Source organism: Mesorhizobium sp. M0016 (assembly GCF_040324035.1).
GTDB lineage: Bacteria > Pseudomonadota > Alphaproteobacteria > Rhizobiales > Rhizobiaceae > Mesorhizobium.
In genome coordinates, this window is the sequence record NZ_JAMYVM010000001.1 from 232,045 (window position 1) to 244,951 (window position 12,907).

Below are 12,907 nucleotides of genomic sequence, written 5' to 3' on the forward strand. Positions count from 1 at the left end.
GGGAAGAAAGGCGCTTGTCGCCCGCAACCTCTTCATGGGCAGTGATCTTGGCGGTGATAATCATCTTGGCTGGTCTGATCGCGCACAAGGCGCACATCCTGCTGTAGCCTTCTGATCAATGGATTGCGCCAGCCCTCGACCGGGTCCTGGCATCTGCAAAGCAAAAGCCCGCCGCGTCTGGGTGGAGAGCGGCCGGCCTTCGTATTGCCGAGAGTTGAGCGCTCCTGTGACATGCAACTTTCGCGTTGGTGGACCAGTGCGGGCACGTTCGACGAAAGGCAGCGATGCGCCCAATGCCGGCCATTCCCACCGGTGCTTGCGAATTCCCGTAAGCGGTCAAAGGACGCCTGCCCGAACGGTCGTGTTCGAGTAGTTGAACGCGGTTCAACGGTGTAGCTGCGGGAACTACAAGTGGCTGGTAACATTGGCGGCTAGTTCAAGAAGCTTTGGCGTCAGGGCCGGTAGCGTGTCGGCCCTGGTGCTCGGCACCAATATGCCTAGGCTGGCGTTGCAGCGGCCGTCCGGCTCGATCAGCGGGGCCGCGACGCCATGCACCCCCATCTGGAGTTCGTCATGCGAAATCGCGTAGCCGTCGCGCCGGGTCTGCTCGATACGTTCCAGGGCGACAACGGGATCGGCGGCTTTCTTGACGATGCGGGCAATCGTCTTCTGATCTTGGAAGGCGAGCATCGCCCAACCGCTGGCGCCAAGGTGGAGCGGGTGACGCGAGCCCGGAACGTGCTGCACACGAACGAGATGCCTGTTGCCCAGCGCTTGCTCGGTCACCACTGCCTCGTCCTTGTTGAGGAAATGCAGCACCACCGTTTCGCCAACGGCATTTGCCAATGTGCCCATCAGCGGCCGGGCTATGGCTGAAATGTCGCGGTCGAGCTGGCGGACCAGCTCGTTGACCGCGCTGCCCAGCATGTAGCCGTCATGGCCGCGGCGGACGTAAGCCCGCTGCTCGAGCGTGACGAGTAGCCGATAGGCCACGGTCCGGTTGATGTCGCAGCCACGCGCGACATCGGCCGCGCTGACGGGACCCTTCTTCGCGACGGCTTCGAGGACTGTGAGCATCTGGTCGCCGGTCAGCGATATCTCAGCCAAGGGGGGTACTCCAATCGTCCGGGGCAAATCATGTGTCGGTCACGTCCATCGTCGCGCCACGGCGCCGAGCCGCGATCGCTTGCAACAGACTCATGTATTATCGGACTACGATCGTCCGATAATCGAGACTAGTCTGAACCTCGAAAGCCTTCAATATGCCACTCGTCGCGCTCACTCGCGGCGGTGGCGCGCCGCCTCATGAAATGACCGACACCGTTTTCTCGACCGTATTGGCGAGAACGCCGGACCAACCGAGCTCCGACCCAAGCCCGCTGGTCTTGACGCCAAGCCAAGGCAGGGCCGGGTGCGGCGGACCCCAGGCGTTGACCCAGACCGAGCCCGTTTTGAGCTGCCGCGCAAACCGGTTGGCGGTAGCAAGGTCTCGCGTCCAGACGACCGAGGTCAGGCCGTAATCCGTCTGATTGGCGAGCTGCAGGGCCTCTTCATTGTCGCGGAAGCGGATGATGGTCCCAACCGGCCCGAATATCTCCTCGCGCGCGATGGTCAGGTCGTTGTCGCCGGCAAACAGAGTGGGCGCGTAGAAAGAGCCGGGACGGTCAATGCGGCTGCCGCCGGTCAGCAGGCGGGCGCCTTCGGCCTTGCCCTTCCTCACATACCCATCGACCCGTTCGAGTTGCCTTTCGCTGACAAGTGATCCCATCTGCGTGTCCAGCGCGAAAGGATCGCCGACGACGACGCTCTGCGCCGCCGCGACCAGTCGCTCGGTCACTTCGTCGGCGATCGCCTCGTGGACAAGCACACGGCTCCCAGATGCGCAGGTCTGCCCCTGATTGGCGAACATCGAGATCGACGCGCCTGGGATGACACGATCGAGATCGGCGTCACGGCACACGATCTGGGGCGACTTGCCGCCGAGTTCGAGCGTGACTTTTTTCAGGGCTTCCGAGGCGATTGCGGCGATCCGCCGGCCGACGCCGGGGCTGCCTGTGAAGGAGATCTTGTCTATGCCGGGATGCCGCACCAGCGCGTCGCCGGCGACCGCACCGCTGCCGGTCACCAGATTGACGACACCAGCCGGGAAGCCCGCCTCTTCGATCAATTCGACCAGCCGGATGGTGCTCAGCGAAGCATCCTCGGCCGGCTTGATGACCACGGTGTTGCCGGCGGCGAGCGCCGGCCCCAGCTTCCACGACGCGATCATCGTCGGCGCATTCCAGGGCGTGATCGCGCCGACCACGCCGATCGGCTGGCGCAGCGTGTAGGAATGGCGCTGCCGGCCATCGAAGTCAGGCAGGTCGAAGGTGCTGCCGCCGATCTTGTCGGCCCAGCCGGCGAAATGACGGAAGGTGTCGGCGGCGAGTGGGATCTCAAACATGAACGGCTCGAAATAGGGACGCCCGATGTCGATGGCTTCCAAATAAGCGAGGTTCTCGCGGTTGGCCTCGACAAGGTCGGCCAGCCGCCACAGCAATCTGCCGCGATCGGCTCCCGACAGCCGAGACCACGCGCCTGTCTCGAACTGCGTGCGCGCCGCGACCACGGCGGCGGATACGTCAACCGACGTGGCCATGCTCAGGGCTCCGAGCGGCTGGCCGTTGCCGGGATTGATGATGGGGTGAACCGCGCCATCCGCCGCCGCCCGCCACCGTCCACCGATATGGAGTTCGGTACGCGGCAACCGCCTCGCCGTTTCACTTAGTCCGCTCATGCGCTTCCTCCCGGCAACGGCGACGTCAATACATGGTCTCGTTGACCAAGACGCCGGTGGCGCCGACGATGACCTGGCTGATGAGACGTGTGTCAGCATCCCAGCCGACCAGCCGGCCGGCCGATTTCGGTGCCGCGTTGAGGTCGATCACCAGGGCGCCGTTGAAAGGCGTGGCGCGGTCGGACCAGGTGAACAGATAGAGTTTTTCGGCGATCTTGCGCACGGAAGTCGGTTCCACCGCGCCCATTCCGGCCTCCGGCCCGATGATGCCGTGCCAGACATAGAGTTCCGGTTCGATATAGATATGCTCGAAGAAATGGGTCGGGCCGTAGGTCCAGTGGATGCGCTTGCCGACCAACTCCTTGGTCGGCTCGAAGCGCTCGCCGATCTCGCCGTCGATGCCGGCCTCGATGATGAGGCTGCGTTCGGCCACCGTTGAGGTGCCTGCCATCATCACCGAGTGAACGATCACCGCGCGTTTGCCGGCAAGATCGAAAACGACCATGTCGTTGGAGTTGCTCTGCGGATGATTGATCGTCGCAGCCAGCAACCCTTGCCGCACTTCGATCGCTTCGTAGCTCGCCTCGCCGACCGGATAGGCGACGTTGGCGGCCGGCTCTGACGTCCAGCGCACGGTCTTCTCGTCGAAGCTCATCGAGAGCGGCGGCCGGTCGGCGAAATGCAGAACCTGCGTCGTTCCGACGAGCGACTGCGTCGCGTCGAGCCGCAGTGCATCATGGCCCGGAAACAGTTTGTCCGGTGTGACGGTGTCGAGGCGTTTGTAGTTCTCGGCGATCTGGCTCATGGCTTTTGACCTTTCGAAGGTGCGTTGGGGTGGGTTTCGGGGCTCTCCAGGACCTCCTGCGCGATGCGGAAGGATTCCACGCCGGCAGGAACGCCGGCGTAGATCGCGAGCTGGAACAGGGCGTCGCGGATCTCATCTGGGGTGACGCCGTTACGCAGAGCGCCACGCAGGTGCAGCGCAAGCTCGGCGTTGCGGCCGAGCATGCCGAGCATAACGATGTTGAGCAGGCTGCGGTCGCGCCGGCTGAGCGCCTCTCGCCCCCAGGATGCGCCCCAGCAATATTCGGTGACCAGTTCCTGGAACTCGCGGCCGAATTCGCCCGCTTTGTCGAAGGCGCGCTGCACATAGTCCGCGCCGACAACTTCCCTGCGGATCTTCAGCCCCTTGTCGAACAGCGCCGATTTGCTCATGCCGGCGTCCTTTCATCGACGACCGGGTTGCTGAGCGTGCCGAGGCCCTCGATCTCGACGGAGATGACATCTCCATGGGTGAGAAAACGCGGCGGCTTGCGGGTGAACCCCACGCCGGCCGGCGTTCCCATTGGGATGACGTCGCCGGGCTCCAGGTCGATGAATTCGGAAAGGTGTTCGATGATCGCAGGGATATCGAACAGCATTTCACTGGTATTACCCGACTGCACCACCTCACCGTTGAGCGTCGTGGTGATCTGCAGCGCATGCGGGTCGGTGATCTCGTCGCGCAAGGCGAGATAGGGACCAAACGGTCCGCTATGGGCGAAGTTCTTGCCCGCCGTGTATTGCGAGATGCGGAACTGGTAGTCGCGCACGGTCACATCGTTGAAGATCGAATAGCCGGCGACGTGGTCGAGCGCGTCCTGTCGCGAAATATAGCGGCCGCTCTTGCCGATGATGACGGCGAGCTCGCCCTCCCAATCGAGTTGATGGGAGACACGCGGCACCACCACCTTGCCGCCGGGGGCAACGAGTGTCTTGGCGAAACGGGCGAAGATGATCGGGATTTCGGAGATGGGGCGCCCGGCCTCCTCGGCATGCTTGCCGTAGTTGCGGCCGACGCAGATGATCTTGGGCGGGAAGGGGATCGGCGGCAGCAGGCTGACGGAAGCCGCCTGAACCAGGATCGCGTTTCGGCGCGCATCCGTTTCGGCCAATCCCGACACGGTCTCGACGAGACGGCCCAGGGCCGTCAACGCCGCCTCGCCGGCCTCCAGAAAGCCGATGCTGTCCAGCGCCCAGCGCTCACCCGAAGGCACGTCCTGGGGAAAGGCGCTATTTGCCTGGGCGAGATCGATGATCAGGTCGCCATGGACCGCGCCGAGGTGTGGCCGGTCGCCTGATGTGTATGTGACGAGCTTTGTCATTGCGCTCCCTGTGGTTTGCCGGAATGACGACGAAAGTATTCCGAATATCGGACATTTGTGGTTCGATATTCGGTACCATAGGGAGCTTTGTGGAAGCGGTCAAGGTGCGGCGCAAGCTTGGCCGTGAACATGCCTCACCCCTGCTGACAGCAGGCCGACAGACCTCTGAGGCCTTGTTTTCCTCGGCTTTCAGGGCTTTTCCGCCTCCCCGGTCGTTCGGCGAGCAAGCCCCCTTGACGTCAGGCCGAAGCTAATCTAGTTTTCGAATAACGAACACAAATCGTCCGATTATCGGAACACATTATAGGAGAGGAAGCACAATGACTTTGCGCGTTGGTCGGCTCGGACATGTGGGGATCGCTGTCCGGGATATGGAGCGGTCGGTGAGCTTCTATACGGAGGTTCTGGGAATGCAGCTGACCGAGCAGTTCAACTACGGAATGGATGAGGTCGGGCACGGCGTGGCGGTGCTGTCGGGATCTTTCGTCAGAAACGACTCCACGCATCACTGCCTTTCGATCTTCACGCTGAGGAATGCAGTCGAGCCACCCGCCCAGCATGCTTTCGGCCTGCACCACATTGCCTTTGAGATGAATAGCTCGGACGATCTGCTGGCGCTGTACCGCCGTTTCGAGGAACGCGGGATCGCCATCGTCAATGCGCGCAAGGGTGGCCCCGGCAATCAGCCGCGCTTCTACGGACGCGATCCCGATGGCAACCTGCTAGAATTCTACTGGAGCATCGACCAGATCGGCTGGGACGGGATTCCTCGTCCGTATCCGCCTATCGAGGAGATCGAACTGGAGAGCTTCGATTTCGAGGCTTTCGAGCGCGATCGCGAGCGTATGGCCGCAGCCGCCAGGGCCGCAAATAAAGCCTGAAAAAAGGACAGCGCGAGCGGCCGAGAGGCGGCGCCGTGCATTGAGAATGGGGAAGACCGATGGTCACCAGTGCCGTTTCATCCGCCGCCGCCCATTGGCCGCAGATCGGAGACATCCTGCAGAACCATTCCGGCGGCAGGCCGGACCCGACATCCGATCTCGCCGGCAAATCCTTTGGGATTTCCCTCAATGATGGTGGTAGGCTCGACCTTGCTTTCAGCACGGCGGAATTCCTGTCCTGGAGCGCCGCGGGCGCTGGCGGGCATGAGCGGCAGCCCTATCAGGCCTTCCGTGTCCGCGATGGCATGTATTTCGTCGACTTCATCGATGCCAACGACGAGATGAGATCGATCAGCCTCTGGCTGGACCTGGCGCGCAATGCCGCCCTCCTGATCGAAGGCTCGGTATCCGATCGCACGGCCGAAGACATGAATCTTCTCACCCGCGTCGAGAAGACCGGCGCGCAGAGCGTGCCGACGCTGACCTATCGTTCAGGCGGAATAGGGCGGTCCCTTCCGGATTTCCCGCGCACCGAGAAGCTGTTCGGAAAGTTCTTTCGGTACGAGTACAGTGATACGCACGTCTACGACCACTACTACGTGAACCCAAAATACTATTTCTGGTACTGCTGGCATGGTCCGGATGCCGGTATCGGCGAATTCGACGAGGCCGATTACTTCGAGCTGGCCGACGATGTCTATCTGATCTGCTGGCGCGAGAAATTCCTGCCCTGCCTTGCCGTCACTATCGAGGACCTCAGCACGATGCGGTCCATCGGCAAGGTCTTCGGCGCCGATTCTCATACATGGCGGACCGGGAACAGCACCGTGGGCGCGACGATGAGCATCATCGCGGCCATCCCGCCCGGTCCTGCGGGGTCTCCTGCCTAGCACGCCGGCCTTGAGGCGCGCTGCAGGAAAGGCGGAGCGAGCGACGAGAAACGGCAAGGCCGTTTTCGCGTTATGAACCTTGGAAAGAATCGCTGGAGATGACTCAGTCCGACACGACAACAACAGGGCCGTCGCCGCCGCCGATCGTGCGCTTCAGCGGCGTCTCGAAACACTACGGCGCATTCCGGGCTCTGCATGACATCGACCTGGAGATCCAGCGCGGCGAGTTTTTGACCCTGCTTGGACCATCGGGTTCGGGTAAGACGACCTCGCTGATGCTGTTGGCGGGCTTCGACACCCCGACATCAGGCACGATCGCGATGGACGGCACGCGCATCGAAGGCTTGCCGGCGCACAGGCGCGACATTGGCGTGGTGTTCCAGAACTACGCGCTGTTCCCGCATCTCACAGTGGCCGAGAACCTGGCGTTTCCGCTCTCCGTGCGCCGCGTGCCGAAGGCGGAAATCGGCGAGCGGGTCGAGAAGGCCCTGAGCCTTGTCCATCTCGACGGCATGGGCGGGCGCAAGCCGTCGCAATTGTCGGGCGGACAGCAGCAGCGCGTCGCGCTCGCCCGCGCCATCATTTTCAAGCCCCGGCTTATCCTGCTGGACGAGCCGCTCGGCGCCCTGGACAAGAACCTTCGCGAGCATATGCAGGCGGAGCTGAAGCACCTGCACCGGCAACTCGGCATCACCATGGTGTTCGTCACCCACGATCAATCCGAGGCCCTCAACCTCTCGGACCGGGTCGCGGTCTTCAACAAGGGCCGGCTCGAACAGATCGACGCTCCGGAGCTGCTGTACGAACGGCCGTGCACGCCCTTCGTCGCTTCCTTCATTGGCGAGAACAACCTGCTCGACGGGCGGATCGAGGCGCTTGCCGCCGGCCAGGCCGCGATTCGGCTGGATCGAGGGACCGTCCTCACCATGAAAGTCGCGGGACAGTCGGCCATCGGCGATCGCGTCAAGGTCGGCATCCGGCCCGAGCATGTGAAGGTCGGCGGCGGCGAAGGCGCATTCGCCGCGACGGTTGCCGAGATCTCCTACCTCGGCGACGCACGCCGCGTCGCCGTCGAATGCGACGGCATAGGGCGCATGGCGCTGAAACTTCCAACAGGGGCCGAAGCCGGCCAAATCGGCATCGGCGACGAAATCCGGGTCGTCATACCGGAGACGCTTTGCAGGGCACTGCCCGTTACAGGCGGCGAATGACGCTCGCGATGCATTTGAAAACCACCAACCAAGAAAGGGGACTGATCATGAAAACAAGAACCAAAATCCTTCATGCGGCACTTCTGGCATCATTCATTGCGCTGCCCGGCATCGCCGTAGCACGCGATCTTACCGTCGTGTCGGCGGGCGGCATCTTCCAGGATGCGCAACGCGAGGTGTATTTCGATCCCTTCCGCAAGGAGACCAGCATTCCGCTCGCGGAAGACAGCTGGGATGGCGGCATCGGCGTTCTGCGCACCAAGGTCGGCGCCGGCGAAGCCAACAACTGGGACGTGGTTGAGGTGGAAGCCGAGGAGGAAGCACTCGGCTGTGAGGAAGGTCTCTTCGAGACCATCGATCCGGCCACGGTTGGCGGCGTCGATCGCTACATCGCCGGAAGCGTCACCGAATGCGGCGTTCCCGCCAACGTCTTCAGTATCGTGCTCGCCTATGATGGCGCGGTGTTCAAGGATGGCCCGAAAACATGGGCTGACGTATGGGACACCAAGAAGTATCCAGGCAAGCGCGCCTTCCGCAACGGACCGAAGTTCACCCTCGAGGCCGCGCTGATGGCCGATGGCGTCGCACCGACCGATGTTTACAAGACGCTGCGCACCAAGGAAGGCGTGGACAAGGCTTTCAAGAAGCTCGACGAACTCAAGCCCAATATCGTCTGGTGGTCGTCGGGCAACCAGCCGATGCAGTTGCTGGGTTCGGGCGAGGTGGCGATGACCACCTCGTACAATGGCCGCATCCGGGGCGCCAACGCCGAGAACAAGCGCGACTTCAAGATCATGTGGAGCGGCAACGTCCTCAACATGGATTCCTGGGTCATCCTCAAGGGCTCGCCCAACAAGGACAACGCCGTCAAGCTGCTGGAGTATCTCGGCCGCACCGACCGCCAGGTCGAATGGCCAGCCAAGCTAGGCTACGGCGTCGGCTCCGTCGCGGCGCAGGCCGCCCTGCCGGCCGATGTGGCGACGACGCTGCCGACATCGCCGGAGCACATTGCCGCCGGCCTCACCGTCGACGCCAATTTCTGGGTGCAGAACATCGACGCCCTGAATGAACGGTTCACCGCCTGGGCGGCGAAGTAACGGCAAGCATGGCGGCGGACTCCCTGTCCGCCGCCGGCCCGCGGAGGTAAAGATCATGGCCATCGAGAAAACAAGGCGGCGACGGGCGCTCGGTGCGAATGCCGTGGGCATTGCCCTGGTTGCCCCGCTGGCGCTGTTTCTCCTTGCCGCGTTCTTCATCCCGCTCGCCGGTATGCTGTTTCTGTCGGTTGACGACCGCGAACTTGCCGCGGTGATGCCCAGAACGGTCGCGGTATTGGCAGATTGGGACGGCGCCGACCTTCCGCCGGCGGCCGTGTTCGAGGCGGCGGGCAGGGATCTGGTCGATGCGCGCACCGCAAAGGTCGCCGGAACCGCCGCTCGCCGTCTCGGCTACGAGTCAGGCGAGTGGCGAACGATCGTCCAATCGACCGCGCGTGCCCTGCCGCGCGACAGCGCTGCCGTTTCCGATTGGAAATCCGCATTGACTACAGCCGATGCCGCATGGGGCAAGCCAGATATCTGGCATGCGCTTGCGCGGGCCAAGGGGCCGCTCACCGGTCTCTACCTCAAATCTGCCCTGGGCCTGCAGGGCGGGCCGGACAGCGCAATCTATGTCAATGTGCTGGCGCGGACCTTCGGGATCGCCCTGTCGGCAACGGCGATCTGCATCGTCCTCGCGCTGCCTGCCGCCTACCTCTTGGCCAGTGTCGGTCAGGTGACGGCCAATTTCCTGATGCTGGCGCTGCTGTTGCCATTGTGGACGTCGGTTCTGGTGCGCTCGACGTCCTGGCTGGTCATCCTGCAGAAGAACGGCATCTTCAACCAGGTGCTGATGGGGCTCGGGATCATCGATGCCCCGCTCGAGCTCGTCTACAACCGCGTCGGCGTGCTGATCGCGCTGACCCATATCCTGCTGCCATACGCGGTGCTGCCGCTCTACGCCTCGATGAAGGCGCTGCCGCGCTCGCAGATGCAGGCGGCGCGATCTCTAGGCGCCGGTCCGCTCAACTCGTTCTTCCGGATTTACCTGCCGCAGATCCTCCCGGGCATATCAGCCGGCGGGCTGCTCGTCTTCATCCTGGCGCTGGGATACTACGTCACGCCGCTGCTGCTTGGCGGTCAGGGCGACCAGATGCTGCCCTTCTACATCGCCTACAACACGCTGCAGGCGCTCAACTGGGGGCTGGCGGCCGCACTCGCCAGCATTCTGCTGTTCGCGACGGTGGTCCTGTATTCGTTCTACGTGCGGCTTGTCGGCGTGCAGCGGGTGGGGATCTGACATGCTCGACAGTACGCGCATCTGGCTGTGGGGTGCCCGGCTCGCCGGCGTGCTGGTGCTGGGATTCCTGCTTTTGCCGATTTTCGCCATCGTGCCGCTCTCCTTCAATGGCGGCTCGATTCTGGCCTATCCGCTCCAGGGCCTGTCGCTGAAATGGTACGCAGCCGTCATCTCGACGCCACGCTGGGTCCATGCGGTGGGTAATTCCCTGATCGTGGCAGTGTCGACGGTCGCCATCGCAACGCCGCTCGGCACCCTTGCCGCGCTTGGTCTCGACCGGATCAACCTGCCTGGCAAATCCCTGCTGATGGCGCTGTTGATCTCGCCTATGATCGTGCCGGTCATCATCACCGCCGTGGGGGTCTATTTCTTCTTCGCGCCGCTCGGACTTGCCAACAGCCTGACCGGCCTGGTGCTGGCCCATTCCGTCATCGCTGTCCCGCTTGTGCTGGTTACCGTCAACGCTTCGGTGAGCCAGTTGGACAAAGGCTTGCTGCGGGCCGCGCAAAGCCTTGGGGCGCCGCCCATAACGACCTTCCGCCGGATCACCATTCCGCTCATCCTGCCCGGCATCGTCTCCGGTACCATCTTTGCCTTTGCCGCTTCCTTCGACGAGGTGGTGATTGCCCTCATGATCACCGGGCCTGGCCAGAAGACCCTGCCGCGAGAGCTGCTGAGCGGCACGCGCGAAAACCTCGATCCGACCGTGCTCGCGGTCGCCACCATATTGATCGCCATATCGGCGGGCCTGCTTCTGCTGCTGAACTTCGTTCAACACCGGTCGGCCAAGCATTGAACCTGAGTTAAACCTGGAAGGAAGATTGCATGAACATGAACCGAAGAACGGCCCTGGGCCTGGCGGCGAGCGCGAGTCTGCTGGCAACTGCCGGCAACGCACTGGCCGCCGGCGTCTATCCCGAGAGCCGCAGCCTGGATCAGCTCTACAAGGCAGCGCTTGCCGAGGGCGGACGCGTCATCGTCTATGCCGGAGGCGACACGCCCGGCCAGCAGGACGGCACCAAAAAGGCGTTTGAGCAGAAGTTCCCGGGTGTGACGCTCGACGTCATCGTGGACTATTCCAAGTTTCACGAAGCCCGCATCGACAACCAGATCGCCACCAAGACACTGGTCCCCGACATCGTTCAGATCCAGACGCTGCAGAACTTTCCGCGTTGGAAGAAGGAGGGCGTTCTCCAGCCCTACAAGCCGATAGGCTGGGACAAGGTCTTCCGCGCCTTCAAGGATGCGGACGGCGCCTATACAGGCGTCTTCGTCGACGCGTTCTCCAACCTCGTCAACTCGAAGCTGCTCCCGGATCAGGCGACATGGCCGCGAGAGGCGAAAGACTATCTGCGCCCTGAATTCAAGGGCAAGATCGTGCTGACCTATCCGACCGACGACGATGCCGTGCTGTTCTGGTTCAAGCAGGTCGTCGACAAATACGGCTGGGACTACGTGGCGCAACTCGCCACGCAGGAGCCGATCTATGTGCGCGGCACGCAAGCGCCGACGGACATGGTGGAAGGCGGCCAGGCCACCGTCACCTTCTCGACCGATGGCGGGCTGGTGCCGTTCCCCGGCACGGTCTCCCGCTTCGTCCTGCCAAAGGAGGATCCGTTCGTCGCCTGGCCACAGCAGGCCGCCATCCTCAAGGGGGCAAAACACCCCGAGGCCGCCAAGCTCTATCTGAGCTGGTTGCTCGACAAGGAGACGCAGAAGAACGTCTGGTACATGTGGTCGGTGCGCACCGATGTTGCGCCGCCGGACGGCTACAAGCCGATCTGGGAGTACAAGAACGGCGATCCGACGGCTTTCGGAAAATTTCTTGCCGACCGTGCCGCCGTCGAAAGCTTCCGGTCCCAGATAGCACTCTACCTCGGCGAGCCAAAAGGCGAACCCTCGCCAGGGCACCCCGGACTGCATCCCGACAAGGCGCTGCCGCACTAGAGGCCGTCAGGGTATCGGGTGGACGGGCCGGTGGCGGACCTCCGCCCCGGCCCCACGTTTGCAACAGGTGAGCCATGAATATCGTCGTCATCTGCGGGAGCCTGCGTAAGGCCTCGTTCAATATGATGCTTGCGCGGAACCTCGCTGCACTGGCGCCAAGCGACATGCGGCTCACGCTGCTCGATGGCCTGGAACGCTTTCCGCCCTACTGCGCCGATATCGCGCAAACCCCTGAGATCGTCACGAGATGGGCTGACGCCATCGCAGCCGCTGATGGCGTCATCGTGGTGTCGCCCGAATACAACCACTCCGTCCCGGGCACGCTCAAGAATGCGCTCGACTGGCTTTCCCGAGATACTAACAACCCTTTCGCCAGGAAGCCCGTTGCCCTCCAATCGGCTTCAACGGGGATGCTCGGCGGCGCGCGCATGCAGTACCACCTCCGTCAGATCATGGTCTTCTTCGATGCGCGCTTGCTGAACAAACCTGAATTTTTCGTCAGCCACGCCGCCTCCAGGTTCGCCGCCGACGGAACCCTTCGCGACGAAAACACCGCTGAAGCAATAGCCGGGCATTTGGCCGCTTTTCGGCTGTTCGTGCGCGACCATCAATCTGAAAGACCGTGGGGCTCCAATGACGTTCAACAGGCGGGCGCCGGCTAACCGAACGTCTGCGAGGCTGGAGGACTGACACATCGAAACGTCTCCAGCAGATACGCTGC

At 63.0% G+C, this 12,907-nt stretch carries 13 protein-coding genes; 8 read left to right on the top strand and 5 right to left on the bottom strand.

Annotation, left to right across the window (positions count from 1 at the left end; genetic code table 11):
• Positions 1-405 precede the first annotated feature (405 nt).
• The 5 genes from NKJ88_RS01210 to NKJ88_RS01230 all read right to left on the bottom strand — a co-directional run bounded on the left by NKJ88_RS01210 (position 406) and on the right by NKJ88_RS01230 (position 4,920).
• Positions 406-1,107, bottom strand: coding sequence for an IclR family transcriptional regulator (locus tag NKJ88_RS01210; RefSeq protein WP_023833417.1), 702 nt, complete (start codon positions 1,105-1,107; stop codon positions 406-408).
• A 196-nt stretch (positions 1,108-1,303) separates the two neighbouring features.
• Positions 1,304-2,776, bottom strand: a complete 1,473-nt coding sequence (locus tag NKJ88_RS01215; protein WP_352443400.1) for an aldehyde dehydrogenase family protein — start codon at positions 2,774-2,776, stop codon at positions 1,304-1,306.
• A gap of 25 nt (positions 2,777-2,801) precedes the next feature.
• Entirely contained in the window at positions 2,802-3,581 is a 780-nt protein-coding gene (locus NKJ88_RS01220) for a MoaF C-terminal domain-containing protein (protein ID WP_352443401.1), read from the bottom strand.
• Positions 3,578-3,991 (bottom strand): carboxymuconolactone decarboxylase family protein, encoded by a 414-nt coding sequence (locus NKJ88_RS01225; protein WP_352443402.1) that lies wholly within the window; start codon positions 3,989-3,991, stop codon positions 3,578-3,580. The genes NKJ88_RS01220 and NKJ88_RS01225 overlap by 4 nt, the downstream gene beginning before the upstream one ends.
• On the bottom strand, positions 3,988-4,920 hold the full coding sequence (locus NKJ88_RS01230) for a fumarylacetoacetate hydrolase family protein (protein WP_352443403.1): 933 nt from the start codon (positions 4,918-4,920) through the stop codon (positions 3,988-3,990). Before NKJ88_RS01230 ends, NKJ88_RS01225 begins: the two co-directional genes overlap by 4 nt.
• A 320-nt stretch (positions 4,921-5,240) precedes the next feature.
• On the opposite strand from NKJ88_RS01230, the gene NKJ88_RS01235 reads away from it, so the two are divergent.
• From NKJ88_RS01235 to NKJ88_RS01270, 8 genes are all read left to right on the top strand, one after another.
• The gene (locus NKJ88_RS01235; protein WP_352443404.1) at positions 5,241-5,801 is read left to right on the top strand and encodes a VOC family protein; all 561 of its coding nucleotides are present in this window, start codon (positions 5,241-5,243) and stop codon (positions 5,799-5,801) included.
• A gap of 59 nt (positions 5,802-5,860) precedes the next feature.
• A complete protein-coding gene (locus NKJ88_RS01240) occupies positions 5,861-6,691 on the top strand; it encodes a MoaF C-terminal domain-containing protein (RefSeq protein ID WP_352443405.1) in 831 nt (276 codons plus the stop codon).
• A 98-nt stretch (positions 6,692-6,789) separates the two neighbouring features.
• Positions 6,790-7,902, top strand: a complete 1,113-nt coding sequence (locus NKJ88_RS01245; protein WP_352443406.1) for an ABC transporter ATP-binding protein — start codon at positions 6,790-6,792, stop codon at positions 7,900-7,902.
• A gap of 47 nt (positions 7,903-7,949) precedes the next feature.
• Positions 7,950-8,999: an ABC transporter substrate-binding protein gene (locus tag NKJ88_RS01250; protein ID WP_031239689.1), complete on the top strand. Its 1,050-nt coding sequence runs from the start codon at positions 7,950-7,952 to the stop codon at positions 8,997-8,999.
• A gap of 55 nt (positions 9,000-9,054) precedes the next feature.
• Positions 9,055-10,239, top strand: a complete 1,185-nt coding sequence (locus NKJ88_RS01255; protein ID WP_352443407.1) for an ABC transporter permease — start codon at positions 9,055-9,057, stop codon at positions 10,237-10,239.
• Between the two features lies 1 nt (position 10,240).
• The gene (locus tag NKJ88_RS01260) at positions 10,241-11,035 is read left to right on the top strand and encodes an ABC transporter permease (protein ID WP_352443408.1); all 795 of its coding nucleotides are present in this window, start codon (positions 10,241-10,243) and stop codon (positions 11,033-11,035) included.
• Between the two features lie 29 nt (positions 11,036-11,064).
• On the top strand, positions 11,065-12,186 hold the full coding sequence (locus NKJ88_RS01265) for an ABC transporter substrate-binding protein (RefSeq protein ID WP_352443409.1): 1,122 nt from the start codon (positions 11,065-11,067) through the stop codon (positions 12,184-12,186).
• 74 nt (positions 12,187-12,260) lie between these two features.
• Positions 12,261-12,848, top strand: a complete 588-nt coding sequence (locus NKJ88_RS01270; RefSeq protein WP_352443410.1) for an NADPH-dependent FMN reductase — start codon at positions 12,261-12,263, stop codon at positions 12,846-12,848.
• Positions 12,849-12,907: the final 59 nt, after the last annotated feature.

Bases quoted from the DNA above. Each gene is read 5' to 3' on its own strand.
- NKJ88_RS01255 (WP_352443407.1), top strand. From the start codon at position 9,055: ATGGCCATCGAGAAAACAAGGCGGCGACGGGCGCTCGGTGCGAATGCC.
- NKJ88_RS01250 (WP_031239689.1), top strand. From the start codon at position 7,950: ATGAAAACAAGAACCAAAATCCTTCATGCGGCACTTCTGGCATCATTC.
- NKJ88_RS01270 (WP_352443410.1), top strand. From the start codon at position 12,261: ATGAATATCGTCGTCATCTGCGGGAGCCTGCGTAAGGCCTCGTTCAAT.
- NKJ88_RS01265 (WP_352443409.1), top strand. From the start codon at position 11,065: ATGAACATGAACCGAAGAACGGCCCTGGGCCTGGCGGCGAGCGCGAGT.
- NKJ88_RS01225 (WP_352443402.1), bottom strand. From the start codon at position 3,991: ATGAGCAAATCGGCGCTGTTCGACAAGGGGCTGAAGATCCGCAGGGAA.
- NKJ88_RS01220 (WP_352443401.1), bottom strand. From the start codon at position 3,581: ATGAGCCAGATCGCCGAGAACTACAAACGCCTCGACACCGTCACACCG.
- NKJ88_RS01245 (WP_352443406.1), top strand. From the start codon at position 6,790: ATGACTCAGTCCGACACGACAACAACAGGGCCGTCGCCGCCGCCGATC.
- NKJ88_RS01215 (WP_352443400.1), bottom strand. From the start codon at position 2,776: ATGAGCGGACTAAGTGAAACGGCGAGGCGGTTGCCGCGTACCGAACTC.
- NKJ88_RS01260 (WP_352443408.1), top strand. From the start codon at position 10,241: ATGCTCGACAGTACGCGCATCTGGCTGTGGGGTGCCCGGCTCGCCGGC.
- NKJ88_RS01240 (WP_352443405.1), top strand. From the start codon at position 5,861: ATGGTCACCAGTGCCGTTTCATCCGCCGCCGCCCATTGGCCGCAGATC.
- NKJ88_RS01235 (WP_352443404.1), top strand. From the start codon at position 5,241: ATGACTTTGCGCGTTGGTCGGCTCGGACATGTGGGGATCGCTGTCCGG.
- NKJ88_RS01230 (WP_352443403.1), bottom strand. From the start codon at position 4,920: ATGACAAAGCTCGTCACATACACATCAGGCGACCGGCCACACCTCGGC.